Annotated in this window: 21 protein-coding genes; 17 read left to right on the top strand and 4 right to left on the bottom strand. The window is 31.2% G+C overall.

All coding sequences use genetic code 11. The annotated features are described in order from the left end of the window. Nucleotides 1-13: 13 nt before the first annotated feature. On the bottom strand, nucleotides 14-1,024 hold the full coding sequence (locus DTL3_RS02185) for an ABC transporter ATP-binding protein (protein WP_052670275.1): 1,011 nt from the start codon (nucleotides 1,022-1,024) through the stop codon (nucleotides 14-16). A gap of 453 nt (nucleotides 1,025-1,477) precedes the next feature. On the opposite strand from DTL3_RS02185, the gene era reads away from it, so the two are divergent. Further along, a complete protein-coding gene (era, locus tag DTL3_RS02180; protein ID WP_045087329.1) occupies nucleotides 1,478-2,419 on the top strand; it encodes a GTPase Era in 942 nt (313 codons plus the stop codon). A 30-nt stretch (nucleotides 2,420-2,449) separates the two neighbouring features. On the opposite strand, the gene DTL3_RS02175 is transcribed toward era, so the two are convergent. Genes DTL3_RS02175 through DTL3_RS02165 form a run of 3 tightly spaced genes read right to left on the bottom strand, consistent with a single transcriptional unit; the run spans nucleotide 2,450 to nucleotide 5,712 of the window. Beyond that, a complete protein-coding gene (locus DTL3_RS02175; RefSeq protein ID WP_045087328.1) occupies nucleotides 2,450-3,202 on the bottom strand; it encodes a fumarylacetoacetate hydrolase family protein in 753 nt (250 codons plus the stop codon). A 37-nt stretch (nucleotides 3,203-3,239) separates the two neighbouring features. Continuing rightward, entirely contained in the window at nucleotides 3,240-3,827 is a 588-nt protein-coding gene (locus tag DTL3_RS02170; protein WP_045087327.1) for an ANTAR domain-containing response regulator, read from the bottom strand. 37 nt (nucleotides 3,828-3,864) lie between these two features. Continuing rightward, complete coding sequence (locus DTL3_RS02165) at nucleotides 3,865-5,712, bottom strand: ATP-binding cassette domain-containing protein (protein ID WP_045087326.1); 1,848 nt, start codon at nucleotides 5,710-5,712, stop codon at nucleotides 3,865-3,867. A gap of 524 nt (nucleotides 5,713-6,236) precedes the next feature. On the opposite strand from DTL3_RS02165, the gene DTL3_RS02160 reads away from it, so the two are divergent. The 16 genes from DTL3_RS02160 (at nucleotide 6,237) to DTL3_RS09585 (ending at nucleotide 26,164) form a co-directional block, all read left to right on the top strand. Further along, a complete protein-coding gene (locus DTL3_RS02160; RefSeq protein WP_045087325.1) occupies nucleotides 6,237-7,256 on the top strand; it encodes a sugar-binding protein in 1,020 nt (339 codons plus the stop codon). Nucleotides 7,257-7,492: 236 nt separating this feature from the next. Beyond that, entirely contained in the window at nucleotides 7,493-8,440 is a 948-nt protein-coding gene (locus DTL3_RS02155) for an ABC transporter permease (protein WP_045087324.1), read from the top strand. Further along, nucleotides 8,437-9,930 carry a sugar ABC transporter ATP-binding protein gene (locus DTL3_RS02150; protein WP_045087323.1) on the top strand — a complete coding sequence of 498 codons (1,494 nt, stop codon included), beginning with the start codon at nucleotides 8,437-8,439 and terminating at the stop codon, nucleotides 9,928-9,930. Before DTL3_RS02155 ends, DTL3_RS02150 begins: the two co-directional genes overlap by 4 nt. 15 nt (nucleotides 9,931-9,945) lie before the next feature. Further along, a complete protein-coding gene (locus DTL3_RS02145) occupies nucleotides 9,946-12,267 on the top strand; it encodes a methyl-accepting chemotaxis protein (RefSeq protein ID WP_045087322.1) in 2,322 nt (773 codons plus the stop codon). A gap of 56 nt (nucleotides 12,268-12,323) precedes the next feature. Then, nucleotides 12,324-13,154 carry a class I fructose-bisphosphate aldolase gene (locus tag DTL3_RS02140; RefSeq protein WP_045087321.1) on the top strand — a complete coding sequence of 277 codons (831 nt, stop codon included), beginning with the start codon at nucleotides 12,324-12,326 and terminating at the stop codon, nucleotides 13,152-13,154. 52 nt (nucleotides 13,155-13,206) lie between these two features. After that, on the top strand, nucleotides 13,207-14,229 hold the full coding sequence (locus tag DTL3_RS02135) for a carbohydrate kinase family protein (protein ID WP_045087320.1): 1,023 nt from the start codon (nucleotides 13,207-13,209) through the stop codon (nucleotides 14,227-14,229). A gap of 331 nt (nucleotides 14,230-14,560) precedes the next feature. Continuing rightward, nucleotides 14,561-15,202 (top strand): L-ribulose-5-phosphate 4-epimerase, encoded by a 642-nt coding sequence (locus DTL3_RS02130; protein ID WP_045087319.1) that lies wholly within the window; start codon nucleotides 14,561-14,563, stop codon nucleotides 15,200-15,202. A gap of 26 nt (nucleotides 15,203-15,228) precedes the next feature. Next, entirely contained in the window at nucleotides 15,229-16,761 is a 1,533-nt protein-coding gene (locus DTL3_RS02125; protein ID WP_045087318.1) for an FGGY-family carbohydrate kinase, read from the top strand. Nucleotides 16,762-16,891: 130 nt separating this feature from the next. Then, nucleotides 16,892-18,292 carry an L-fucose/L-arabinose isomerase family protein gene (locus DTL3_RS02120; RefSeq protein ID WP_045087317.1) on the top strand — a complete coding sequence of 467 codons (1,401 nt, stop codon included), beginning with the start codon at nucleotides 16,892-16,894 and terminating at the stop codon, nucleotides 18,290-18,292. A gap of 31 nt (nucleotides 18,293-18,323) precedes the next feature. After that, nucleotides 18,324-20,228 carry an ABC transporter substrate-binding protein gene (locus DTL3_RS02115; RefSeq protein WP_197539539.1) on the top strand — a complete coding sequence of 635 codons (1,905 nt, stop codon included), beginning with the start codon at nucleotides 18,324-18,326 and terminating at the stop codon, nucleotides 20,226-20,228. A 76-nt stretch (nucleotides 20,229-20,304) separates the two neighbouring features. Continuing rightward, nucleotides 20,305-21,321 carry an ABC transporter permease gene (locus DTL3_RS02110; protein WP_045087316.1) on the top strand — a complete coding sequence of 339 codons (1,017 nt, stop codon included), beginning with the start codon at nucleotides 20,305-20,307 and terminating at the stop codon, nucleotides 21,319-21,321. Nucleotides 21,322-21,342: 21 nt separating this feature from the next. Next, nucleotides 21,343-22,191: an ABC transporter permease gene (locus DTL3_RS02105; protein WP_045087315.1), complete on the top strand. Its 849-nt coding sequence runs from the start codon at nucleotides 21,343-21,345 to the stop codon at nucleotides 22,189-22,191. Then, nucleotides 22,192-23,157, top strand: a complete 966-nt coding sequence (locus DTL3_RS02100) for an ABC transporter ATP-binding protein (RefSeq protein ID WP_045087314.1) — start codon at nucleotides 22,192-22,194, stop codon at nucleotides 23,155-23,157. A 15-nt stretch (nucleotides 23,158-23,172) separates the two neighbouring features. After that, the gene (locus DTL3_RS02095; protein ID WP_045088553.1) at nucleotides 23,173-24,150 is read left to right on the top strand and encodes an ABC transporter ATP-binding protein; all 978 of its coding nucleotides are present in this window, start codon (nucleotides 23,173-23,175) and stop codon (nucleotides 24,148-24,150) included. A gap of 52 nt (nucleotides 24,151-24,202) precedes the next feature. Continuing rightward, nucleotides 24,203-25,705 carry an arabinosylfuranosidase ArfA gene (gene arfA, locus DTL3_RS02090; protein WP_045087313.1) on the top strand — a complete coding sequence of 501 codons (1,503 nt, stop codon included), beginning with the start codon at nucleotides 24,203-24,205 and terminating at the stop codon, nucleotides 25,703-25,705. Nucleotides 25,706-25,894: 189 nt separating this feature from the next. Then, nucleotides 25,895-26,164: a hypothetical protein gene (locus DTL3_RS09585; RefSeq protein ID WP_171820574.1), complete on the top strand. Its 270-nt coding sequence runs from the start codon at nucleotides 25,895-25,897 to the stop codon at nucleotides 26,162-26,164. Nucleotides 26,165-26,385 lie beyond the last annotated feature (221 nt).

Here is a 26,385-nt window from a genome sequence, read left to right as displayed (position 1 = left end):
ATCAATAATTTTGTTATAAATTAAAAAATTTTGGGTTTGTTGGAACAAATTTAAACTTTTGAGAAGTACTTTTAGGAACTAGTAATTTAAGAACTTGTCCTTTAAAATCACATTCAATTATCTTTCTTGAAGAATCATAAATATAGCTTTTTTGAGATATAACTTCTAACCCCTTATTGCTGACTTCAATTTCTTCTGGTCTAAAACATAATTTATATAAACCATCGGGAAGATTAACTGAAAAGGTCTTGAAAATTTTTCCTCCAACTATTTCAAGATCTATTATATTCAATCCTAATCTTGATAAGAGTTCCATAACTTTAATGTTTATTGGATTATTGTATACTTCAAATGTTTCTCCATATTGTAGTATTTCACCATTATCTAAAATCATAATATAATTACTTAGAGCAATCGCATCTTCAGGGTCACTAAAAACAGCAACGGTTGTTTTACTTAAGTCGGTAATAAATTTTTTTAATAACGTTCTCATTTCGATATGCAATTTTCTGTCAAGCTGGCTTAAAGGTTCATCTAGAAGTAATAAATTACACTCGTTTAATTTTTCCCTTCCAAGGGCAATTAATTGTTTCATACCTTCAGGAAGTTCACTTGGCTTAAATTCTAAATAATTTGGAAGTCCGTCTAGTTCTTGAGCAACATTGGTAGCTTCTACGTACACTTCTTTTTTCTTTTTTCCTCTAATATATAAAGGAAATCCCAAATTAAGCTTTGAATCAAGGTGAGGAAAGAGAGCGTAATTTTGAAATACGAATCCAACCTTTCTATCTTTGGGAGAATAATCATCAATTCTATGCGAGCCTAATAGTATTTTTCCAGAATCTAGTTTTATTAATCCGGCAATAGTTCTTAAAAGAACAGTTTTTCCTGATCCTGAAGGCCCTAACACCGAAAGTACATCTCCACCACCAAGTTCAAAAGAGATATTTTTAAGTTCAAATGTGCCTACGTGAGAACATACGTCTTCTAATTTTAAAGCATATTTATTAGCTGTTGATATCATTTTAAATCACCTCCTTTCTGATTTCAGAAGGTAATTTTTTCTCTAACAATAAAATAGTTAATAAATTAAGAAAAATATATGTATAATAAGTAGTATATTTTGTTGAAAATTAAATTAGGTTATGAAGGAAATTGTCGTACAATATTTGAACATTGTAGAACGATTTTTAAAAAGGTAAGTATGTAAAGAGCGGGGAAAAATATTCTTAAATAATTAAATATTGTATTAAATTATTCAACATATTATATCATTTATGTGTAAATTTTAAGAATAATTTTTCTTTGTATGAACTCTTAAAAAAACTTGATATGATATAATTACAACGTAATCAGTGAGATGATTATATATTTTTGATGCAAAATAAATTGTTTAGTCACTTTAGAAATGAAGATTTTCTAAAAAAGAATTTCGAATTTATAAAGCGAGAAAATTAGACGAATGTAGGAGGAAAATATGGAAGAGAATATTTTTAAAAGTGGTTTTGTTACTGTGGCTGGAAAACCAAATGTTGGAAAATCCACATTAATTAATGCATTGATGGGTCAAAAAGTTGTCATTGTATCTGAAAAACCTCAAACTACAAGAAATAGAATAAATTGTGTTTTAACTGAAGATAATTATCAGATCGTTTTTGTGGACACACCGGGGATACATAAACCTTTAAGAAAAATTGGAGAATATATGTACAATATTGCTGTTCATGCTCTTGAAGGAGTAGATTTGATACTATTTGTGACCGACGCAACAGAAGGAATAAGAAAATCAGATTTGAGGGTAGCAGAGGTAATCAATGCTTCTAATATTCCTACTATATTAGTTGTTAATAAAATAGACAAGCTTAGAGATAGAAGCTACATCCAAAATATGATTAATCAAATAGAAGATGTTTGTAATAATATTGTTGAAAGTATTCCTGTCTCAGCTGTTACGGGAGAAAATCTTTCTGAACTTAAATTAGCAATTATTGGACATTTACCATATGGGCCACAGTACTATCCTGAAGATATTATTATTGATAAGCCTTCTAGATTTATTATTTCTGAAATAATACGTGAAAAGGTATTTAATCTAACTAGAGAGGAGATTCCCCATTCAACTGGCGTCGTAGTAGAGGAATTGAAAGAAAGAGAGAATGGAGTTTTGTATGTAAGAGCAGAAATATATGTTGAAAGAGAGAGTCAAAAACCTATAATTATCGGAAAGAACGGAAACATGATAAAAAAAATTGGAGAACTTGCAAGAAAAGATATTGAAGAATTATTTGAAACAAAGGTTTATCTTGATCTATATGTAAAGGTAAGAGAGAAATGGCGAGATAATGAAAACATATTAAATAAAGTAATGGGATACAATGAAGAAGCTATAAGAAAAGTTAATAAAAAAGCGACAAGATAGATTAAAGATTCAAAAAAGGCTAACAGATAATTACATAATATAATTAATCAAAGTGCCGATTCTTTCTATTTTGACTTCCACTTTGTCTCCAATTTTCATTTGTCCTACACCTGAAGGCGTTCCTGTTGCTATAACATCTCCTGGTAAAAGAGTCATTATTTTTGAGATAAAACTAATAAGTTCTTCTACAGAGAATATCATACAATTGGTATTGGAATTTTGTTTTATTTCACCATTTAATAAAAGTTGTATATCTAAATTGTTGGCATTCATATCTGTTGTAATAAAAGGTCCAAATGGCGCAAATGTATCAAACGATTTGGCACGGGTCCATTGCCCATCTTTCTTTTGTAAATCACGTGCAGTTACATCATTGAAACATGTATAACCAAAAATATGTTTATTTACTTCTTCTATTTCTAGATTTCTTGCCTTGTTTTTAATTATTACTCCCAGCTCTGCTTCATAATCTACTTGCCTACTCATTGAAGGATAGATAATATTATCGAGAGGACCAATGACAGCAGTCGAAGGTTTTATAAAAATAATTGGCTCCGTTGGTAGTTTATCTTTCATTTCTTCGGCATGATCACGATAATTTAAACCAACACATACTATTTTACTTGGAGTGCATGGGTGCAATAGCTTTACTTCTGATAGGTGATATACTTCATTAGTTATTTCGAACTCATTAAATATATCTCCCTTGATAACTTGAATTTTTTCTTCTTCTAAAATTCCATAACTGATTATAGTATCTTTCATAAATCTGACGTATTTCATGCCCTCTGCCTCCATAATCGCTAATTTTTCAATATTTTTAGTCTAATCTAAAAGCCTTATCAGCTTCAATGATATCTTTTGCGACATCGACTAGCTTTTTATTAGAATTTCTACTTTTTTTCTGCAAAAATTTCATCGCATCATCCTCTTTTAGTTGCAATCGTTCCATCACTATCCCCTTTGCTTTTTCTATAATTTTTCTTGATTCTAAAGCATCCTTAGTTTCTTCTAATTCTTTTTTAAGCTTATTAATTTCTTCAAATTTTGAAATAGCGATTTCTATTGCGGCTTTTAAGTCAGATTCATCGATAGGCTTTATAAGATATCCCAAAACACCTATTTCTGAAGCTCTTTGGATTAGTTCTTCATCATCATACTCACTTACAATTAACGAAGGAATGTTCATCTTTTGATTAATTATATCTAATGCCTCAAGTCCGTCTAAGATCGGTAAATTGATGTCTGCAATAATTAAATCGGGTTTTTTTTCTAATACAATATCAATTAGTTCCTTTCCATTTGTGGCTTCACCTATCACAATACAACCTAAACTTTCTAAATTGCTTTTTAATCCCATTAGTATAAGAATTTCATCTTCAGCAACTACCACCTTTAAATTTTTCATATACTTCCCCCTCAACATTACATTAGAATATTCCTTATTATTCATTAATAGAAACTTGCTTAGCGGGAATTTCTATAATAATATTAGCACCATTATTATTTTTTATTATAATGTTTCCAGCTAATTGCTTAGTAACTATTGAATGTACAATTGATAGTCCTAACCCATTACTTTCGTTAATATCAAAATGTTCAGGAAATCCTATGCCGTTATCTGAAATTTCTATTAGTATTGATTCATGATGATATCTACAAACAATTATAATTTCGCCACTTTCTCTTCCAATAAACGCATATTTCAAACTATTTGTTACTAGTTCATTAACAACTAAAGCTATAGTTGAAGCTTTACTATAGGAAACAAAAACATCATCTAATTCAAGTTTAAATTCGATACCCTTTCTTGTATTAATCATAAATTGTACGATATGGATTATCATGTCTTTTAGATTAATGATACTTCTGCCTAATTTATCTTTTGCTAACAAATCATGTACCGCAGAAATACTTTTTATTTTAGAAATTAAATCGTCTAACATCCCTATTATATCCTTTTGGGATCCTTTTTTTATGGAAGTTTTATACAGAGAGATCAAACTTATTATAGATTGAAGGTTGTTTTTTATTCTATGGTGGCTTTCCCTTAATAGCACTGAATTCCCAATTAATTTGGTATTGTGGATTGCCAAAGCAGTTTGATGAGCAATTGTTTCTAAATATTTTATTTCTTCTTCAGTATACAAATGATAATCTTTATAATAAATTTGAATAATTCCACTTAAACGTGATCTTATGTAAAACGGAACACAAATTAAGCTGCAGATATCGTTATTTAGTCTAAAAAATCTTTCAAAACCTTTGTCTCTTTTAGTGAAATAATAAACCTTTTCCTCATCAATTAATTTTAATATTTCTGCTTCATTAGGAAGAAATTCAATATTTTCGTTACTTTTATAAATAGATTTATCAATTAAAGTAGAAGTTTCTTCATCTATTAAAGAAATCTCACATGCGTCTGCTCTTGTTGCTTTAGCAGTATTTTCTGCTAATAAATTTAAAAGATCATTTAATTCATATTCTGACGTTAAGTATTCTACTGCTTCGAAAACAGAATCTATCAATTGATTATCATTAAAGTCTGAACTATTGTCATTTAGATTTACACCAATAATTTTGTCTATCAATTTCTTAGGATTATTTTTAACCTCATCTGAACTGAGAATTTCTGTTATCTCTCCTTCGTTGAGAATGGCAATTCTATCGGCTATTCTTAAAGCATCTTCCCATTGTTTTGTTATATAAATTACGCTTTTTCCTTCACTTTTGTGCCTTTTAATCATTGAGTGTAAATTTCTCAAGGAAGTTAAAGAAATATTTTCTGAAGGTTCATATAAAATTACAACATCTGGATTTAAAGAAAATGCTCTAACGAATGCGAGATTCTTCTTTTCTTCTAAAGTTAATTCTTTTACTTTAGTATTAGGAGGAATATTTAGATGATACTTTTTAAAAGTGTCTAAAATAATTTTATTTGTTTTTCTTTTACTATAAAAAAAATAAGATTCTTTATTAAAAGAGATATCTAAAAAAAGATTTTCTGCAATTGACATATTTTCTATTAATTTGGGTTTTTGATTTATAATTTCTATTTTATTTGTTTTCAATTCAAATAAGTCAAATGATAAAGGATGACCTTTATGCAATAGTAAACCTTCAGCAGGCAAATCACCGATCATTCCATAAATGATAGAATTTTTGCCCGAACCATCTTGTCCTACAATGGAAATAATTTCTCCCTTTTGAAGTTTTAAATTAAAATTAGTCAAAACTTCATAATCCTGATCTTTTACAGAAAAATTTAAGAACTCCAAAATATATTCACTCATTTTTCACCTTAACATTATGAAAAAATATAGTTACTTTATCAATTATACCAAACTTAATAATTAATATAAATATTTAAAGAATCATCGCATTTTGTAAATAAAAAGTTTTGTTTTTAGTTTAGAAGTTCTTTGATTGTAATCAGGTAAAATTTATTAATGTTGAGAAAAAATTACTATAAATTCTTTTGATAAATTAATAAACCTCAGAATTAATTTTATTGAATTGCTATAATTTTGGTCAATATTGACGAATAATTAAGATTTTGTCAGTTAATCATTTATAATTCTATAAGATTTCTTGTAATCCGTTTTAATCGTTTTTAAATGAGTTTGACAAAAAGCACAAAAAATGATTATATTAATTCAAATGATTTCTTTCATACTCATGAAATTGGTGTGAAGAAAGTAAGTTTAATATAAAAGTAAGGTTATGAATGCCTTAACATAATTTTTATTATGTTAGGGCTTTTTTTGTTTCATTTTTTAATTAGTTGTCTAACTATATTATTACTGGAGGTGTTTTTATGAAGCGTTTGTTAGTAGTTTTATTAATTTTGGGTAGTGTGTGTGCGTTTTCTCAAACTTTTTTACTTTCTCCAAAGTCTTTGAACAATCCTTATTGGTTTGCTGCTGAGAATGGTATGAAAGATGCGGCAACTGCATTAGGAGTTCAAGCAATATTTGACGCTCCGATTGAAGCGGATGCAGCGGAGCAAGCCCAAAAGATACAAACCTACATAATTCGCGGAGTTAATGGAATAGGGATATCTCCCAACGATCCTGAAGCAATTAAATTTATAATAAAGACTGCATTAGACAGAAAAATACCTGTTATAACATTTGATTCTGACTCACCTGGTAGTGGAAGATATGTATATTTAGGAACAAATAACTATAATGCTGGATACTCAGCTGGAGAACTTATGAGCTCTCTTATAGATCAATACAAACCGGAAAAAGAAACATTGAATTTTGCAATTTTAACAGGTGGTTTGGCTGCTGTAAATCTGAACGAAAGAATAGCTGGATTTAAAGATGCTATGGAGAATTATTCAATGAAAACTGGTAAAAAAATAGTATATGTAGCAGATCCTTTTCCCTGCAATGATGACACTGCTGTCGCAATTCAAGTACTTACAGATGTGACAAGAAGATATCCTAATTTAGATGGATGGTTTGCTTCGGGAGGGTGGCCTTTATTTGCACCTGTAAACACTGTTGTTAATGCATTAGGAGGGATGGAAAAAGCTCAATCATTACTAACTGTCGGATTTGATACCCTTCCACCAGAATTAGAACTCATAAAAGCTAATGCGTGGAAAGGTCTAGTTGGTCAAAGACCTTATGATATGGGATATTTATCTGTCGTAGTTCTTTACAATATGTATAAAATTGGTGTAGATAAAACTCTACAATTATTACCTCAAGTAACTTTAGAAGACGGCTCTGTGGATTATATTATTGATACAGGAGTTGATGTTGTAACAAAAGATAATGTTGATGAATTCTTCGAATTTGCAAACAAAGTTTATACAAAAAAGTAAATCTATAGTTTCTTTTTCTAAAAAGCAATGGGAATTTTATACTCCCGTTGCTTTCTTTAAAATAATTGCTTTATCTAATAAAAATGTTCTTTGAAATATTTTGATAATACAGATATTTTTGACCATTTACACCTATATTCTTGTAAAATCTATAAAATGAAATAAAAATTAGATCAAATGATTTTTGAAAGCATGGGTAAGCAAATAATAATGAAGAAGTAAAGGAGGAAAATGAATTGGAATTAGTTAAGAAAATATTTGCTGTTAGAGAATTTACCATTTTTTTAGTATTAATTGTCCTGATGCTTTTTTTAGGTATTACAGCAAAAGGATTTTTGTCAGTAGCCAACATTTTCACAATTATCCTAAATGTCTCTTTCATAGGAGTCATGGCTTGTGGCATGACTATGGTTATAATAACTGGAGGTATAGATCTTTCTGTAGGATCTATCTTGGGGCTATCCGGGGTAGTTATGGGTTTATTAATGCACGATTTTGGAGTACATCCACTTGCTAGTGTTTTATCAGGTTTCTTGGTGGGAGTTTTATGTGGACTAGTAAACGGATTTCTCATCACCAAAATAAAAATCCCACCTTTTATAAGTACACTTGGCATGCTGAGTATCGCTAGAGGATTAGCTTACGTTTTAAGTGGAGGTTGGCCAATTTCTCCTTTTCCGCAATCTTTTACTATTCAAGGTCAAGGGATGGTTGGACCAATTCCTGTTCCAGTTTTATATTTTGCTGGAGTAGCCATAATTGCCTATATTTTCTTGAGATATACTATTGTAGGAAGAAGAATATATGCTACCGGCGGCAATTTAGAAGCCGCAAAATTAGTGGGGATAAAAACTGATAGAATATTGATGCTGGTGTACATTATCAACGGATTATTAGCGGCTTTTGCCGGATTTCTAATGACTGCTTGGTTGGGTGTCGCTCAAGCAAATGCAGGGCAAGGTTATGAATTAGATGTAATAGCAGCAACTGTTATAGGTGGTACAAGTTTGCAAGGTGGTGAAGGAACTATTCTAGGAACTGTAATTGGTGCAATAATAATGGGTGTTCTTAGAAACGGACTTATTCTTTTAGGGGTTTCCTCATTTTGGCAGCAAGTTGCTATTGGTTCAGTTATTATCATAGCCGTTGCTTTTGATCAGCTAAGAGGAGGTAAAGAATCATGAAACCTCTTTTAAGAGTTATAGAAGTCACAAAAGAATTTCCCGGTGTAAAAGCTTTGTCAAATGTTTCAATTGATTTTTATCCCGGAGAGGTACATGCCATTGTAGGAGAAAATGGGGCAGGTAAGTCGACTTTAATGAAAATAATTGCAGGAGTCTATAAACCAACAAGTGGGAAAATAATATTCGATGATAAAGAATGTGAGTGGAAACATCCTTCTGAAGCTATTAAGGAAGGAATTGTTACTATCTTTCAAGAGTTATCTGTAATGGAAAATCTTTCAGTAGCAGAAAATCTTTTTTTGGGTTCAGAACCTAAAATGGGCTCTTTTGTCAAATTTGGAAAATTATACACATCCGCAAAAGAATTTTTAAAAGAATTCGATTTGAGGATCAATCCTAATGAAAAATTGGGAAAATTTACCCTTGGAATTCAACAGATGGTTGAAATTGCAAGAGCTACTTATAAAGAATCTAGAGTAATCATTATGGACGAACCTACTTCCTCACTTCCTCAAAAAGATGTAGCAAAATTATTTGAAGTTATTAAACATTTAAAGGAGAAAGGAGTAACCATAATATTTATTTCTCACCGATTAGAAGAAATATTTGAAATCGCAGATAAAGTAAGTATTTTAAGGGATGGAGAACTTATAGAAACAAGAGAAATCTCAAACGTAACAATAGATGAAGTTGTAGAAATGATGGTCGGAAGGAAAATAGAAAATTTTTACATAAAAAAGACACATAAAATTGGTAATGTTGTCTTGAAGGTTGAACAATTGAGTGGGGATGTTTTTGAAGATGTTTCATTTGAAGTTCGTGAAGGAGAAATTTTAGGTTTTTCGGGTTTAATAGGTGCCGGAAGAACTGAAATTATGGAAACCATAATTGGTTTAAGAAAGAAGAAATCTGGACAAATATACATAGATAATGAAGAAACGGAAATTAAAAATCCTCTAGACGCTATGAAATTAGGAATAGGTATGGTACCGGAAGATAGAAAAAGAAAAGGTCTTATATTAATACATTCAGTAAAAGATAATATAACACTTCCCAGTTTAGATAAATTGAAAAAATTTGTATTCGTCAATGAAAAATCTGAAAGAGAATTAACCAAATGGGCTATTGATACTTTCAATATAAAAACTCCTTCTATGAATAGGAAGGTAAAATTTCTCTCTGGAGGAAATCAGCAAAAGGTTGTAGTAGCTAAATGGGTTGCTTTGAAACCTAAAATACTGATATTAGATGAACCAACAAGAGGTATCGATGTTGGCGCAAAAACAGAAATATATGAATTAATATCCGACCTTGCTAACCAAGGGATGGCAATTATTATGATTTCATCGGATTTGCCTGAAATACTGCAAATAAGTGACAGGATCGCTGTTATGGCTTATGGGCATCTAACAGGGATACTTTCCTCCAAAGAAGCTAATCAAGAAAAAATTATGAAGTTAGCTACACAAAAAGAAAAAATTTATGTTTAACAGGAGTTGAATTTATTGAAAATAAGTTTAAAAATTATTTTGGGCTATACTGTGGTTATTACAGCTTTAATCTTAATCCTATTGATTGTAAGATTTTCAATAACTAATGTAGAAAACCAAGGTAATCAAACTATAAATTCTGTAGCTATCCTAATTGAAAATTTAGAATCTTTTCAAGACTTTTTTCATGGTTTTTATAATACCAGCCAAGCAAATATATCTTTAATTTCTTCGGGATATCTTTCAAAATTAAGTGAGGTGGAAAATAATCAAAAAAACTTTGATTTGTATATTTCTGAAGGTAAAAAATTTCTTCTTCAATCAAAAGAATTAAGTGAAAGCTTTATACAAGAAACTTCAAAATTATTCCAGTTATTGGAAAACATAAATCAAGAAGCTCTCGAAATAATTTCACTTATTATTCAAAATAATGAAAAAACCAATCAAATAGCTAAATCTCTTTCTAATAAAGAAAAAGTTGTGCAGGAAATCGAAAATGAAATGAATTACTTATTAAATTATAATTCTACTCGCTTAGAAGAAGAAATAAATAAAATCAAAGACCTTTTAGAAAATATTCCTGAGTGGAATGATTTTGAAGGTAATGAACAAGTTAAACACGATGCTGAAAAAAGAATAAGTTTGGAAGAAATTGGTATTTGGGGTATAGAAAAATTATGGAACAGTTCCTTACTTCCTAATTTTCCACAAGTCGAAGCTAGTATAAATCTTCTTAAACTAACAGCAAGAGAAATATTGATACAAAATAATGTGTCTGAAAAAATAATAGAATCTCTAGATATCCCTATTCAAGATATAAAAAAAATTATTCAGTTTGTCTTGGATGGTGGATATTTCGTTATGAATCCGATTGAAGCCGTCATTCTTGAAAAAACTGTTGATGTATATCGTCAAAATGTAATTAAATACGTTCAGTTATGTTCAGAAAGAGAAAAATTAAGAGATGAAACTTCTTCTTTAACTATTAACTTATCAAAAAACCAAACTGAGGTTCAAGAATTAACCAACGATTTAAGTAGTCTCATCAGTAGTCAATTAATTCCTTCTTTAGAAAAATTTTCTGACTTAGTTGAAAAAGAAATGGATAATATACAAAAATATGCTATTTCAAATGCACAAGTTATTTCCAATAACGCTCAAAATGTTCTCAAGAGCATAAATTCTGTTTATAATAAAACTTTAGTTACTACGATAATAGTTATATGTATTATCATTCTAATAACTTATGTACTAAATCGTTCAATAACCGGGACACTAAAAAATACAAGTAAATTAGCAGATAATATTTTAAAAAAGGATCTTTCACAATTACCAACTCCTTCCTTAAAAAAAGATGAGGTAGCTTTGGTTCATAACGCATTCATTAAAGTTGCAAGCTCTTTAAATAAAACTTTAAATGAGCTAAAAACTTCTACAACAATCCTTATACAAAATTCTGAAAATACTGCATCGGCTGTTGAGGAATATTCAGCAGTTAGTGAGGAAATTTCAGGAGAAGTTAAAAGTTACAGTGAAACCCTCAACGACTCAGTTGATAGATTAATAGAATTAACCTCTTCTTTGAATGAAGTCAAAAATAGATCTGATCTCTTAAGCTGTCAAGCAGAAGAATCCCTTTTAAATGCGGAAAAATTTAAACTTGCTATAAATGAAGAAATATCAAAAATATTGAATGTTGCAGAAGAAAACAAGAAAATTACTAAAGATGTAGAAAAAAATATTTTAGATATGAAAAAACTATTAAAAGTCACTATGGATGTCAGTTCTTTTGTTGAAAATATAAGAACTATCGCTGAACAAACAAATCTATTATCTTTAAATGCCGCAATAGAAGCAGCTCGTGCAGGAGAAGCTGGGAAAGGTTTTGCAGTGGTAGCCGAAGAAGTTAGAAAACTTGCAGAAGACTCAGAAAAAATGGCATTTGATATTAAAGACGCTATTACTAAGATGGAAAGTACTGTAAATACAGTGGTTGAATCAAATATAAATACAAGTAAAAAAGTTGAAGAAAGTGCCAAACAAATTGAGCGATTAAGTTTACAAATAAATAGCGTTAAGGAATATATTGAGAGTATTGTAAATACGGTAGAAATTTTAAAAAACTTTATAGATGATGAAAATCAACTAATAAGTGAAGTAAGTAATGAAACTACAGAAATATCTAAAAAGTTTGAAGACACCTCCCAAGGGCTTCTTATATTTAAACAGAATTTAGAAGAAGTTGCAAGTGCTATGGAGGGATTAACTTTGGAATCTCAAAAACTTTTAGATCTTTCTGATACTATAAATTCTTTGGTAGAGCAATATAGATTGTAAAATTGAATTTATTTTAAATCGTATTTCCAAAAAGGTCATGAGAGAAGGTAGAAAAAATGGGAATAAAAGATCTTAGATTATCACACATTTTAAATCCAAAGAGTGGTAAATCTGTTATTATACCGATTGACCATGGTTTAATAATGGGTAATATAGCAGGACTCCAAGATCCTCTTGGAACTTTAGAAAATCTTATTAGGTTAGGAATAGATGCAACATTGATAAGCCCAGGTATAGCGAAAATTACTACTGATATTTTTTCTTCAAAAGATGCTCCAGGAAGAATATTAACAATCGATTTGCCTTTGTCTTCAACTATTCCTGGAGAAAGTGGAAATATAATTGGACATAAAATAATTGCCAATTTAGAATTTGCTTTAAGAAATGCTATTGATGTAGTTAAAGTTCTGTTACCTTGGGGTGAGAAAGATAGTGTTCAAATGGAGAGTATTGAAGTCGTGGCCACGGTCGCAAATAACTGTGATAAATGGAATATACCTTTAATGGTAGAACCTGTTTTTTGGACAAGTCATACTTCAAAAGAAAAGAAAACATCAGCAAATTTAATTGGACATGCAGCACGAATTGCTTTAGAATTGGGAGCAGATGTTCTTAAAATTCCATATACAGGAAATATTTTAGAATTCAAGGAATTATTGAATAATTTAAAAGTGCCAGTTTTTGTATTAGGTGGTGCTAAGATGGATAGTATAGAAGATATATTAAAAATTGCTAAAGAATCCATTGAAGCAGGGGCAAAAGGAATAGTATTTGGAAGAAACGTATGGCAAAATTCTAAAATGGAATCTCTTATAAATGCTCTTAAAGAAATTGTTCACGAAAACGCTTCGGTTGATGAAGTCATCAAAAAGCATAACTTATTTTAATGGCATTATAAATAATTGATTGATTTTGCATATATAAAAGGAGAAACATGGAATGGATAGAGTAGGCATTACAATTGGTGGAATTATTGTATATGATTATATAAAAATTATTGATAATTACCCTAAAGTCGGGCAATTAGCTAATATATTATCTATGGGCTATTCTGTTGGAGGAGCTGTTCCTAATACTTTAATAGACTTAGCAAGAATGGACAATACTATATTCCTTCAAGCAATAGGAATGATAGGCAATGATGAAGCAGGAAAATATGTATTAGAAATATTAAAAAAGAATAATATAAACACAGAAATGGTATACATACAAAATAACGCTGCAACTTCATTTACTGATGACGTGGTTATAGAGTCAACAGGAGAAAGGACTTTTTTCCATTATCGTGGTGCAAACACATTGCTTGATATCTCACATTTTGATTTTGCTAAGATTCATTCAAAAATTTTACATATAGGGTATCCATTATTATTAGATAGGCTTGACTCAGAAGATATTCAATATGGAACAAAATTAGCCAGGTTATTTTCAATTGCTCAAAAACAAAATATAGAAACTTCAATTGATTTAGTAAGTGAAAATTCTGACCGCTTTTCTAAAATTGTTCCTCCAGCTTTAAAATATACTGATTATTGTACTATAAATGAAATAGAAGCGTCTTTAACAACAAATATACCCCTGAGAAATATAACTGGTAAGTTAATAATAAATAATATGAAAAAAGTTTGTTTTAAACTTAAAGAAATGGGAGTAAGGAGGTGGGTAATAGTTCATTGTCCAGAAGGAGCTTTTGCTTTAGATGAGGATGATAATTATTATATACAACCTTCTTTTGATTTACCTAAAGATTATATTAAGGGGACAGTAGGTGCAGGAGATGCTTTTTGTGCAGGAATATTATATTCTGTATATCAAGGCTGGAATATGTCAACAGCTCTTAAAGTTGGAACAGCATCAGCAACTGCGTGTCTTTCAAAATCCGGTACTACCGATGGAATAAGCAATATAAAAAATATGATGAAATTGTTTGATTATTTTCCTCCTCGAAAATTAGGAGAATAAATATAATAATATAGTTAAATAAAATCCCAGTTGAAGTAAATTCGACTGGGATTTTTTTGTTATTAATAGATGAACATATTTTTTCAAAAACTAAGAAAAAAGTTGATAATACAAGTTATTTGTCCTCAAAGTCTCGTAATTATATGTAATTGATTTTAAACACATTTTGATATATAAAGATTTAAATATATAATTTGTATATACAACTTAGGAAAATATAAAATTAGACAGTGTACATCTTTTAACATTATTATCATACAAGTTACATTACACGTAATAAAAATAACAGTTATGAAATATCTATTACAGAGAATAAAAGGAGTGCATGCTAATGTATGAAGATTTGAAAAATCAACTTTATGAGGCTCATTTAAATCTAGAAAAATATGGATTAGTTGCATACACAAGCGGGAACGTTAGCGTTCGAGTAGGAAGCCACATTATAATAAAGCCTTCCGGTGTTCCATATGATAAATTAAAGCCTCAAGATATGGTTGTGATTAATATGCAAGGTAATGTTGTTGAAGGTGACTTGAAACCTTCTGTTGATTCTGCAACACATTTGTACCTGTATAATAATTTAGATGATATTGGAAGTATCATTCACACACATTCTCCATACGCTTCGTCTTTTGCCTTACTAAACCAACCTCTTCCTGTATACAGTACAGCTCATGCAGATGTCTTTGGAGTAGAAATTCCAGTCTCTCCATATGCCCCTGTTGGAACAGAAGCAATAGGAAAGGCTGTTGTTGATGTAGTTAATCAAGCAAGAGCAGTTCTCTTAAGTAAGCATGGAGTAATAGTCATGGGTAAAGACATCCAAGAAGCTATACGAAACGCTATATTTTTAGAAGAAGTAGCAAAAACAGCCTATTTTGCTAGAACCATGGGAAATCCAGAACCTTTAGATAAGGAAGAAGCTAAAAGACTTTTTGAATTTCATCATAAAAGTTATGGACAAAAGAAATAAGCAATCTTAAGGAGGAAATGAAAAAGATGTATTTAATAGGAACTGATATTGGAACAACAGGTACAAAGACAGTAATATTGGATGAAAATGGCACTTTGGTATCAAAAGCATATAGAAGTTATAAAGTTAACACACCAAAAGCTTCTTGGGCAGAACAAGAAGCGAAGGTCTGGGTTGAAGCAGTGATTCAAACTTTGAAGGAAAGTTTAGAAAAAGCTAATGTAAATCCTAAAGAGGTAGCAGGAGTTTCGTTTAGCGGTCTGTACGGAGGGTCGGGCGTTCCAGTAGATAAAAATATGAGCCCTCTCTATCCATGCCTTATTTGGATGGATAGAAGAGCTTGGCAAGAAACACAATGGGTTAAAGATAATATTCCTCATGATAAACTTTTTGAAATTACCGGAAATTATGTAGATTCTTATTTTGGATTTACAAAAATAATGTGGATAAGAGATAATTTACCAGACATTTGGAATAAAACGTATAAATTTGTTAGTCCGAAAGATTATGTTATTTTTGAATTAACTGGGGAATTATCAACAGATTATAGTTCGGCTGGAAATCTTGGGGGGATTTTTGATATTAGAACTAAAAATTGGTCTAAAGAAATGGGAGATGCATTAGGAATACCAATAACTATGCTTCCTGAAAAGATCCTTAATTCTCATGATATTGCAGGTTATCTTACTAAAGAAATGTCTACAATGACAGGCTTAATTGAGGGTACTCCAATAATAAGTGGAGGAATAGATGCACCAATGGCTCAATTAAGTGCAGGGATTTTAAATGAGGGAGAACACGTATTTATGGCAGGAACTTCAACTTGCTGGGGAACTCTCTTAAACGATAGAAAACCAACTTCTTCAAAATTAGTTAATTATCCTTACGTAGTCGAAGCAGATAAATTACTTTACACTTTTGGGGGAAGCGCTACAACGGGGGCTTTAGTTGATTGGTTTATTGATGAATTTGGGCAATTGGAATCTAATGTAGGTAAACAAGTTGGTATTTCTCCTTATGACCTTCTGGAATTAAAAGCAAAAAAGGTGCCTTTAGGAAGTGAAGGATTATTAGCTTTGCCATATTTTATGGGAGAACGCTCACCTATTTGGGATCCGGACGCAAGAGGAGTTATTCTAGGACTTTCGCTCTATCATCAAAAGCATCATGTATATAGAGCTTTAATGGAATCAGCAGCATACTCTTTGAGACATAACATGGAAACAGCTAAAGAATCTGGTATTAAATTGAATCCAGATTGTTGGATAGTAGGTGGAGTTGCCAATTCAGAATTGTGGACAAAAATATTTGCAGATGTTACAGGATATAACATGATAAAACTTTCTGATAATATCGAGGCACCTTTAGGAGACGCATTTCTTGTAGGTTTAGGGACTGGTATATTTAAAAAACCAGAAGAAATAAAAAAATGGATAAAGATTGAATCAAAAATTGAAGCAAAAAAAGAGAATTTCAAGAAATACGATCAATATTACCAACTCTTTTTAGAATTGTATGAAAACACAAAAGACATAATGCATAAAATATCAAAATTGTAGATTTTTAGAAATAATATTTTGAATTTAGAATAGAGTAACCTTAGCTTTCATTACAAGCAGCGATTAAGTTAAAAAATCGTATTTAATCAAAAATGAAAATTATATTATAGTTAACTTTGGAGGTGTGATGATGATAGTAAAAAGAAAACCAAAAATCGGTATTTTAGGAATCATGCAAAAACTGTACGACAAGACTTATCCAAATATTGTAGAAACTCAATCAAATTATGTAAGAAATGTTATTAAAGAACTCCAAGATATTGCAAACTTTAAATTCTCAAGACCTGCAAGAGATAGAAAAGATATTGAACAAATAGTTGAAGAATACAACAACGATAAAGAGTTAGACGGAATAATGATTATGATGTTAACTTATAGTCCAGGACAAAGAATAGTACCAGCATTAAAAAATAACAAATTACCAATAATGCTTGCTAATACTCAACCTTTACCTTCTGTTACTCAGGATTGGAATATGGAACACTTAACATACAATCAAGGAATACACGGCGCTCAAGATAACATGAACGCAATTGTTAGATTAGGAATAAATTGTCCTGTTATTAGTGGGGATTGGAAAGATGAAGCGTTCAAAAAAGAGATAGAAGATTGGGCGCTAGCTGCTCAAGCTGCAAAAGCTGCTAAAAGAATCAGAATAGCAGTTATAGGAAGAATGCCGGGGATGGGTGATATTACATTTGATTCATCAGCATTACTAAAAAAGCTTGGAGTTGAAGTTGTTGATGAAAGTATGGGTAAGATATACTCATATTTGGAAAAAGTAACAAAAGAAGAAATTGAAAAAGTTAAGGGAGAAAATGCCAAGAATTTTGAGATTGATCCTAACCTGAAAGAAGAACAATACAACTTTGCCGCAAAGTTTCAAGTTGCAATTGAAAAATTTTTGAAAGACGAGAATTACGACGGATACAGTATATATTTTGATTCAGTAAAAGACGATGGAAGATTTGAACAACTACCTTTAATGGCAGCTTCCAACTTGATGGCAAAAGGCTATGGATATGGAGCTGAAGGAGATGCCCTTGCTGCAACTGCTGTGATATTAGGCCATATTTTGGGAGAAAATGGACATTTTACAGAAATGTACGCAATGGATTTTGAAAGAGACTCTATTTTTATGAGCCATATGGGTGAGGGAAATTGGAAGGTCGCAAGAAAAGACAAACCAATAAAACTTATAGACAGATTTTTGGGAATAGGGGATCTAAACAACCCTCCAACAATTGTATTTAACGTTCAACCAGGGCAAGGGACTATAGCTTCGTTAGCTCCAATCAGTGAAGGTAATTTCAGGTTAGTTGTATCAAAAGGAGAAGTACTAGACAGCGAAGAATATCCAAACGTCGAAATGCCATACTTTCATTTTAAACCAGATACCGGAGTAAGAGACTCTATGAAGAACTGGCTTAAGAACGGAGGGACGCATCACCAGTGCTTCAACATCGGAGATATTGTTAGGAGGTGGGAGCTGTTTGCAGAGATGGTGGGTATTGAGTGTGTAAGGGTGTGAGAAACAGATTAATTATATGGAGGTGGAGAAAGTGAAAAAAAGTTTTATGTTTGTATTTTTTGTGATTCTTTTAAGTACATTTATATTTGCGCAAGCAGAATATATGCCAGGTGTACCTAGAAACGAGCTAATAATTATAGAAAATCCAGATGGAAGAGCAACAGATCCGGGCAACTTTAATTTGTGGGCTCCTGGGTCTCCTTCATGGTCAAGAGGTCTTCAACAAATATGTATGGATGCATTGTGGTATATCGACCCTGATGCGGGTATTGAAGGAGATCCATGGTTAAATTCGTTGGCAGCAGAACCTCCAATTTATAACGATGATTACACAGAAATGACTATTAAATTAAGAGAAGGTATTTATTGGAGTGATGGAATTGAATTTTCAGCGGATGATGTAGTATTTACCGTAGAAACATTAAAAGCTCATCCAACGATGTCTTGGGGATCAAATTTTCAAATTTATGTTGATGAAGTGTATAAAACGGATAATTATACAGTTGTTTTGAAATTGAAAGAACCAAATTCTCGAATGCATTCAACATTTACAGTTCGATGGTCGGGCTGTTATATTATGCCAAAACATATTTATGAACATGTTGAAGATCCAGAGGCATATAAATTTAATCCTCCAGTTAGTTTAGGTCCTTATGTTTTGAAATCTTTTGATCCAAATGGATACTGGACTTTATGGGAAAAAAGAGATGATTGGGAGAGAACAACTTTAGGCAAATTGTATGGAGAACCAGGTCCAAATTATGTTCTTTACATTGGCTTAACACAAGAAAGAAGGGTGTTAGATCAGATGAAACATGAACTCGACATAATCCATGACTTAGCTCCAGAAGCTGCTATATCTTTAATACAGAGTAATCAATATGCTGTGACTTGGTTTGATAAATTTCCATGGGCTCATCCTGATCCAACTTTAATATCAGTGCTATTAAATCACGAAAAATATCCTTATAATATTCCAGAGGTTCGCTGGGCTCTCACACTAACAATTAATGCCCCAGAAGTTGCTTTAGCTTCTTATAATGGAGCAGCAACTCTTTCACCTATAGCAGTTCCTCCTACAGGCAACCACTTAAAATGGTATTTTGATCCTATGGAATCATGGTTAAAAGAGTTTTATCTAGAAGTCGAAGGTGAAAAATTTTATCCCTATGATGATACTATTTCTCACAAAGTTGCTGATTTAGCAAAATCGCAATTTGGTTATGAAGTTCCAACGGATCTCGAGAAAATTAAAGAATCTTTAGGATATGGGTGGTGGAAATATTCACCAGAAATAGCAGAAAAATTACTTAGAAGTCAAGGTTTTACAAAGGATAATAGAGGTCGATGGCGACTACCAAATGGAGAATTGTGGAAAATTAATATTATTTGTGAAGCTGAAGGAAGACCTATAGCTACTAGAGGTGCGGAGAAAATAGCAGAACAATGGAGAAAATTTGGAATTGATGCTCAAATTCAAGGTGTCAGTACTGCTATTCTTTGGCCTAGTTATTTGAATCCGGGTAACTTTGAAGTTGCTTATGCATGGAATATAGAAACTTGGGGAGGTCATCCTGATCTTTCATTTTTCCTCCGAACTTGGCACTCAGATTATTATAAAGAGAGTGGGGTCCTATCAGCTGGCTCAAATTATATACGCTATAAAAGCGAAGAACTAGACAAAATAATTGAGAACATGCAAAAAACAGATTTTTTCGATTATGAGAAAAATATAGATATTGGATTAGATTTTCTGAAATTGATGGTTAGAGATATGCCTGAAATTCCTCTTATGTCATATAACGTTTTTACCATTTGTGATGGATATTATTGGACAGGTTATCCTACTGCAGAAAATCCTTACACTAATCCTGTTCCTAACTGGGCAAATAGCAAATATATGTTTCCATTATTAAAACCTACAGGTAGAAAGTAAAATTAGTTTTAACCTGCCTAAGGTCTCCTTAGGCGGGTGTTTCTTGGTAGAATAGGTATTTTTAGGAGGAAGAATAATGAAAAAATCTTTAGTTGACTATGTTGTCAGAAGAATTATTCAGTTCATAATTCTTGTAATCATTAGTACTTCGATAATTTTTATACTTCCTAGATTATCTCCAGATACTGGTCCTGTAGAGCAAGCAATAGGTCGAGTTATGAGTCAAGGACAATATATAGATCCTCAAGCAGTTGAGCAGCTTAGAGAAAATCTAGAAATAGCTTATGGCTTAAAAGGAAACATCTTTCAACAATATTTTACCTTCTGGGGGAACTTTTTAAAAGGTGATCTTGGACCATCTTTTGCTTATTTTCCTACACCTGTAACAGAACTGATATTTCACTCTTTACCTTGGACAATAGGACTTCTAGGAATAACCACTATTCTATCCTGGATTTTAGGAAATTGGTTAGGTGGAATTGTCGGGAACAATAGGAATAAAAAATGGGCGAGAACTGTGGAAGTTATTATAAATGGATTTAGACCTATACCTCACTATATACTTGCATTGGTTCTTTTGATTCTTTTTTCTCATGTTTTTCCTATTTTTCCATCTGGTGGCGCTTATCCACCTGGCATTATTCCTAATTTTAGCTGGAGTTTCATTCTTGAAGTTATAAAACACGCATTTTTACCTGCACTTTCTTTATTTATTTTAGGTATAGGTGGTTGGTTTCAGGGAATGAGAACATTGGTTTCTCATATTGTTCAAGAGGATTATGTTACTTATGCCAAATTAACTGCTATAAAGAAAAACGAAATTTTTAGGGGTTATATACTCAGAAATGCAATGTTACCTCAAGTCACTGGACTGGCTTTACAAATTGGAATGCTTTTTAGTGGTACTTTGATAGTTGAGATTGTTTTCAATTATCCTGGAATTGGCTTTTTAGCATATCAAGCCATTTTGAGGTCTGACTATAATTTAATAATGGGAGTAACTATTTTTTCAATACTAGCTGTTGCATTAGGAACATTAATTATTGATTTAATATATCCATTGCTTGATCCAAGAATCTCTTATGAAAAATAAGCCAAGAAAGGTGGTTGAGACATGAATTTTAAAGATTTAATTAAAAAGGATATGAGATTTAGAATTGGGTTTATTATCATTTTATTGATATTCTGTTTTTCATCATTTTCATTTTTTTCACCTATAGATCCTTTTTCTACTTATTATGTTCCTGTTAATAGGCCTCCAAGCTTAGATTACATTTTTGGGACTAATTCAAAAGGTCAAGACCTTTTTTGGATGACTTCTTTTGCATTTCGCAATTCTATTTTTTTTGGTTTAATAACTGCGTCTATTTCAAGAATAATAGCGTTACTTGTAGGAACTGTTTCAGGTTATAAAGGAGGAAAGACTGATAGTGTCCTTATGATAATAAACGATAGTTTTATTACCTTGCCTGTCCTTTTAGTAATGATATTAATAGCAATGGTGTTTAGAAGGTTACCTTTCTTTTTATTGGCAGTTGTATTAGCCTTTTTTGGGTGGTCTTGGGACGCAAGATTATTTAGATCCCAAATATTAAGTTTAAAAGAAAGAAAACTAACTTATACAGCCAGATTTTCGGGAATGAAAACTCTTGATTTGATTTTCAAAATATATTTTCCACATCTTACACCTATTTTTTTTTCAACGTTTATTAATAATATGATTTGGTCTCTTGGATTGGAAGTTACTTTATCTGTATTAGGCTTAACAAGTCTTCAAACTCCTTCAATTGGAACCACTATCTATTGGGCAAATCAACATCAAGCACTTATATTAGGAGTATGGTGGTGGTTAGCAATACCATTAATAGGAGCTATTCTTTTGTTTACATCTCTTTATCTTTTAATAGTAAGTTTAAACGAATATATAGATCCAAGAGTTAGAGCCCAAGGGGGGATCTCTTAAATGTCTTTATTAGAAATCTATGAAATTAGTGCATATTATGTTCATAACAACTCTACTACTAAAGCAGTAGATAATGTAAGCTTTTCTGTAGAAGAGAATGAAATATTTGGCATAGCCGGAGAATCCGGATGTGGGAAATCAACTTTAGTTAAGACTATTTATGGATTTATAGAGCCTCCTTTATATCTTGATAAAGGAAAAATTATATACAATTTTAAGGACTCAAATGAGATTAATTCTGTAACAAAAAAGAATATATCCTCAAATTGGTGGAAAAAAATTTCTTATATTCCCCAAGGTTCAATGAATGTACTAAACCCTGTAAGAAGAATTAAGAAATTTTTTCGAAATCTATGGAAAGCTCATAGTATGAATTTGAGTTATGAAAAATATTATAATTTGGTGATTAGTCATTTACACCATTTAGGCTTACCTGCAGATATTTTAGAATATTATCCTCACCAATTATCTGGAGGAATGAAACAAAGAGTTGTAATTGCAGCTGCATCGCTATTTCACCCTGAATTGATCGTTGCAGATGAACCTACTTCTGCACTAGATGTGGGTGTTCAATTGGATGTATTGAGATTACTTATAAAGATACAAAACGAATACAAAAATACTATCATTATAGTAGCCCATGATATGTCTGTCATGGCGAATTTTTGTTCAAGAATTGCCATTATGTATGCAGGAAATATTGTAGAAGTAGCAGAAACAAAAGCTCTCTTTAAAAATCCTTTACATCCTTATACCAAATTGTTAATTGATTCTCTTCCGAAGATAGGAGATATAAGAGAATTAAAAGCAATCCCAGGATCTCCTCCGGATCTTACTTCTCCTCCTTCAGGATGTAAATTTCATCCTCGTTGCCATTTTGCAAAAAATATTTGTATAAAAGAGGAGCCTAATTTAAAAAAAATAACTATAGATCATGCTGTTGCTTGTCACTTATTAGAGAGGTGATTTTCTGTGAACGCAATGGAAGGTATCTCTATTAAAAATGTTACCAAAACTTATTCTCAAAGAATTCTCTTTTCTAAAAAAACATTTAATGCGGTCGAAAATGTTTCTTTAGACATAACCACCGACCCACCTGAAATTTTTAGTTTGGTAGGGGAAAGTGGAAGTGGGAAAAGTACTTTAGCAAATATGATTCTTCAATTAATAAAACCTGATATAGGTGAAATTCTATTGAATGGCAAGAAAATAAATGATTTTGAAATGTTAGAATTTATGAAAAAAATACAACCTATATTCCAAGATCCTTTTGATTCATTTGATCCCATGAAAAAGACAGATTTATTTATATATGAAACAGTAAAAAATTTTAATATAGCCCGAAATAAAGACTCAATTAATTACATTATAGATCAATGTTTACAAAAAGTTGGATTAAATTATCAAATGATTAAAGGAAGATATCCTCATGAATTTTCAGGAGGGCAGTTACAAAGAATTGCAATTGCTAGGGCTTTAGTGGTGAAACCTTTGTTTTTAGTAGCAGATGAGCCTGTTTCCATGCTTGATGCTTCTTTAAGAATATCTATTGTGAATTTATTTAAACAGCTTAAAGAAAAGGAAAATTTAAGTGTATTGTATATTACTCATGATCTTTCTACAGCATACTATATAAGCGATAGAATAGGAGTGATGTTAAGAGGTAATTTAGTAGAAATAGGCAACGCTAAAGAAATTTTAGGTGAGCCATTACATCCCTATACTCAGTTTTTAATGAAAGCTCTTCTCGAACCTGATCCTGATAAAACAAAAATATCCTTGTTTGACAATGAAAAAAATGAAGAAAAAATGACAGAGGTATCTGAATATCAGTTGAAAGGTTGTAAATATGCTAATCGATGTCCAAACGTAAAAAAAATATGTAGAGAAAAAAACCCCGAATATTATTATATAAAGAACAGAAAAATAAAGTGTTTTTTATATGAAGAATTCAAATAAAGTGGTAATAATAAATGTTCCTCTTTAATTTATAAAAACGGAGGTATAGAGTATGAAAAAAGCTAAAATGTACATAGACAAGAACTATATAATTGATAAAGTGGATAATAGGTTATTTGGCTCTTTCATTGAGCATCTTGGTAGAGCAGTATATACTGGAATATATGAACCAGGGCATCCAAAATCTGATGAAAAAGGTTTCAGAAAAGATGTTATTGACTTAGTGAAAGAACTGAATGTTTCGATAGTTCGCTATCCTGGCGGGAATTTTGTATCTGGGTATAATTGGGAAGATGGCGTGGGTCCAAAAGATAAAAGACCGAAAAAGCTTGAATTAGCATGGCAATCCATAGAACCAAATGAATTCGGTACAAATGAGTTTATTGAATGGTGCAAAAAAGTAAATACTGAACCAATGATGAGTTTAAACCTTGGTACAAGAGGTATAGATGAAGCTCGTAACTTTGTTGAATATTGTAACCATTCTGGTGGAGGATATTATGGAGAATTAAGAAAAAAGCATGGATATAAAGAACCTCATAAAGTAAAGATTTGGTGTTTAGGAAATGAAATGGATGGTCCATGGCAAATAGGCCATAAAACAGTTGAAGAATATGCACGATTAGCAGAAGAAACAGCAAAGGTTATGAAGTTGGTGGATCCAGATATTAGTTTGGTTGCATGCGGAAGTTCTGGTTGGCACATTCCCACTTTTGGCGAATGGGAAGCAACAGTTCTTGAACATACATATGATTATGTTGATTACATTTCACTTCATGCATATTACGATAATTACGAGGATAACATTGAAAACTTCTTGGCTAAATCCATCGATATGGATTCATACATAAAATCGGTTATTGCGACTTGTGATTACATCAAGGGTAAGAAAAAAAGTAAAAAGACGATTAATATATCATTTGATGAATGGAATGTTTGGTTTCATTCAAGAGAAGCTGATAAAAAAGTAGAGCCGTGGCAAATTGCTCCTCCTTTACTTGAAGATGTATACACTTTCGAAGATGCACTATTGGTTGGTTTAATGCTAATTACGCTTTTAAAGAATGCTGATAGAGTAAAAATTGCATGTTTGGCTCAGTTGGTAAATGTTATAGCACCAATCATGACAAGAAAAGGTGGAGGAGCATGGAGACAAACTATTTTTTATCCGTTTATGCATGCCTCAAACTTTGGTCGAGGAAAGGTCTTACAACCAGTAATTTCAACTGATAAATACGACACGAAAGATTTTAAAGAAGTTCCATTCGTAGATTCTATTCCTGTTTTTAACGAAGAAAAAAATGAATTAACTATTTTTGCAGTAAACAGAGCACAAGACAAAATGGTATTTGAATGCGAATTAAAAGGGTTTGAAGATTATTCGGTAATTGAACACATAGTATTAGAAAATAGTGATCTTAAAGCTGTTAATACTGAGGATAAGCCAGATAATGTTAAACCTCACTCAAATGGTAATGCAAGAAATGAAGGAGAAAAAGTAATGGCTGAGCTATCTCCTCTTTCTTGGAATGTAATTAGAGTAGGTAAAAAATGATTAATAATTAATTTTAGTTTGTAATCAGAAAAAGAGTGCTTTTTAAGCAAACCTACATTTTTAATTGCATTAGGTAAAAACACGCAAGAAAGAATTTATTCTGAAAGAAAAATGTATATTAATAACAAAGTTATACAATTACTATTTATTAAAAAATATTAATTTTAAAAAAGTAACAAATAGTAAGTAATGATCTCATGTTTTGTACCCGATGAAGTGCTTAGAGTATTTCTGGCTAGTTTTTCATCAATTGATTGGCTTAGAATTAGAAACAAGTTAAACATCGAAATCTGCATAAAGGGAGGATCCATAGCACTAGTTGTTATTATGTTTAAGCTTATCTTGTCTCTTTTTATTGTCGAAGAAGGAACAAAAAGTCACAAGGAAAAGGAGATACAAAGGTTATTAGGATCAAAAATATCTATTTTGATTTTTTTAAAAGTAAAATCTATAATCTGATCGAGTAAAGAATTATCAAAATAATGCTTAAAAAGAGAAATAGAAAGTTCAAAAGGGAAAAGAAAAATAGATCAGATCCTATAGCTTGAGAGAAAATGGGTAACGAATCAGTTCTGTGGAATTATAACTTTAACCTTTTGAACAAATACGATTTTAAATAAATAACAATGAGGAAAACGAGTTTTACCGACCTGAGATTATCGTTTCAACATCAGGGGCTA

Source organism: Defluviitoga tunisiensis, assembly GCF_000953715.1.
GTDB lineage: Bacteria > Thermotogota > Thermotogae > Petrotogales > Petrotogaceae > Defluviitoga > Defluviitoga tunisiensis.
The sequence above is the reverse complement of the archived record's forward strand: the minus strand, read 5'-3'. Positions and strand labels throughout refer to the sequence as shown.

What these genes read in the sequence shown, in the direction of transcription:
- DTL3_RS02120 (WP_045087317.1), top strand. Translation starts at nt 16,892, where the DNA reads ATGATAGTAAAAAGAAAACCAAAAATCGGTATTTTAGGAATCATGCAA.
- DTL3_RS02110 (WP_045087316.1), top strand. Translation starts at nt 20,305, where the DNA reads ATGAAAAAATCTTTAGTTGACTATGTTGTCAGAAGAATTATTCAGTTC.
- DTL3_RS02105 (WP_045087315.1), top strand. Translation starts at nt 21,343, where the DNA reads ATGAATTTTAAAGATTTAATTAAAAAGGATATGAGATTTAGAATTGGG.
- arfA (WP_045087313.1), top strand. Translation starts at nt 24,203, where the DNA reads ATGAAAAAAGCTAAAATGTACATAGACAAGAACTATATAATTGATAAA.
- DTL3_RS09585 (WP_171820574.1), top strand. Translation starts at nt 25,895, where the DNA reads ATGATCTCATGTTTTGTACCCGATGAAGTGCTTAGAGTATTTCTGGCT.
- DTL3_RS02165 (WP_045087326.1), bottom strand. Translation starts at nt 5,712, where the DNA reads ATGAGTGAATATATTTTGGAGTTCTTAAATTTTTCTGTAAAAGATCAG.
- DTL3_RS02150 (WP_045087323.1), top strand. Translation starts at nt 8,437, where the DNA reads ATGAAACCTCTTTTAAGAGTTATAGAAGTCACAAAAGAATTTCCCGGT.
- DTL3_RS02160 (WP_045087325.1), top strand. Translation starts at nt 6,237, where the DNA reads ATGAAGCGTTTGTTAGTAGTTTTATTAATTTTGGGTAGTGTGTGTGCG.
- DTL3_RS02125 (WP_045087318.1), top strand. Translation starts at nt 15,229, where the DNA reads ATGTATTTAATAGGAACTGATATTGGAACAACAGGTACAAAGACAGTA.
- DTL3_RS02185 (WP_052670275.1), bottom strand. Translation starts at nt 1,024, where the DNA reads ATGATATCAACAGCTAATAAATATGCTTTAAAATTAGAAGACGTATGT.
- DTL3_RS02095 (WP_045088553.1), top strand. Translation starts at nt 23,173, where the DNA reads ATGGAAGGTATCTCTATTAAAAATGTTACCAAAACTTATTCTCAAAGA.
- DTL3_RS02135 (WP_045087320.1), top strand. Translation starts at nt 13,207, where the DNA reads ATGGATAGAGTAGGCATTACAATTGGTGGAATTATTGTATATGATTAT.
- DTL3_RS02175 (WP_045087328.1), bottom strand. Translation starts at nt 3,202, where the DNA reads ATGAAATACGTCAGATTTATGAAAGATACTATAATCAGTTATGGAATT.
- DTL3_RS02170 (WP_045087327.1), bottom strand. Translation starts at nt 3,827, where the DNA reads ATGAAAAATTTAAAGGTGGTAGTTGCTGAAGATGAAATTCTTATACTA.
- DTL3_RS02130 (WP_045087319.1), top strand. Translation starts at nt 14,561, where the DNA reads ATGTATGAAGATTTGAAAAATCAACTTTATGAGGCTCATTTAAATCTA.
- era (WP_045087329.1), top strand. Translation starts at nt 1,478, where the DNA reads ATGGAAGAGAATATTTTTAAAAGTGGTTTTGTTACTGTGGCTGGAAAA.
- DTL3_RS02100 (WP_045087314.1), top strand. Translation starts at nt 22,192, where the DNA reads ATGTCTTTATTAGAAATCTATGAAATTAGTGCATATTATGTTCATAAC.
- DTL3_RS02140 (WP_045087321.1), top strand. Translation starts at nt 12,324, where the DNA reads ATGGGAATAAAAGATCTTAGATTATCACACATTTTAAATCCAAAGAGT.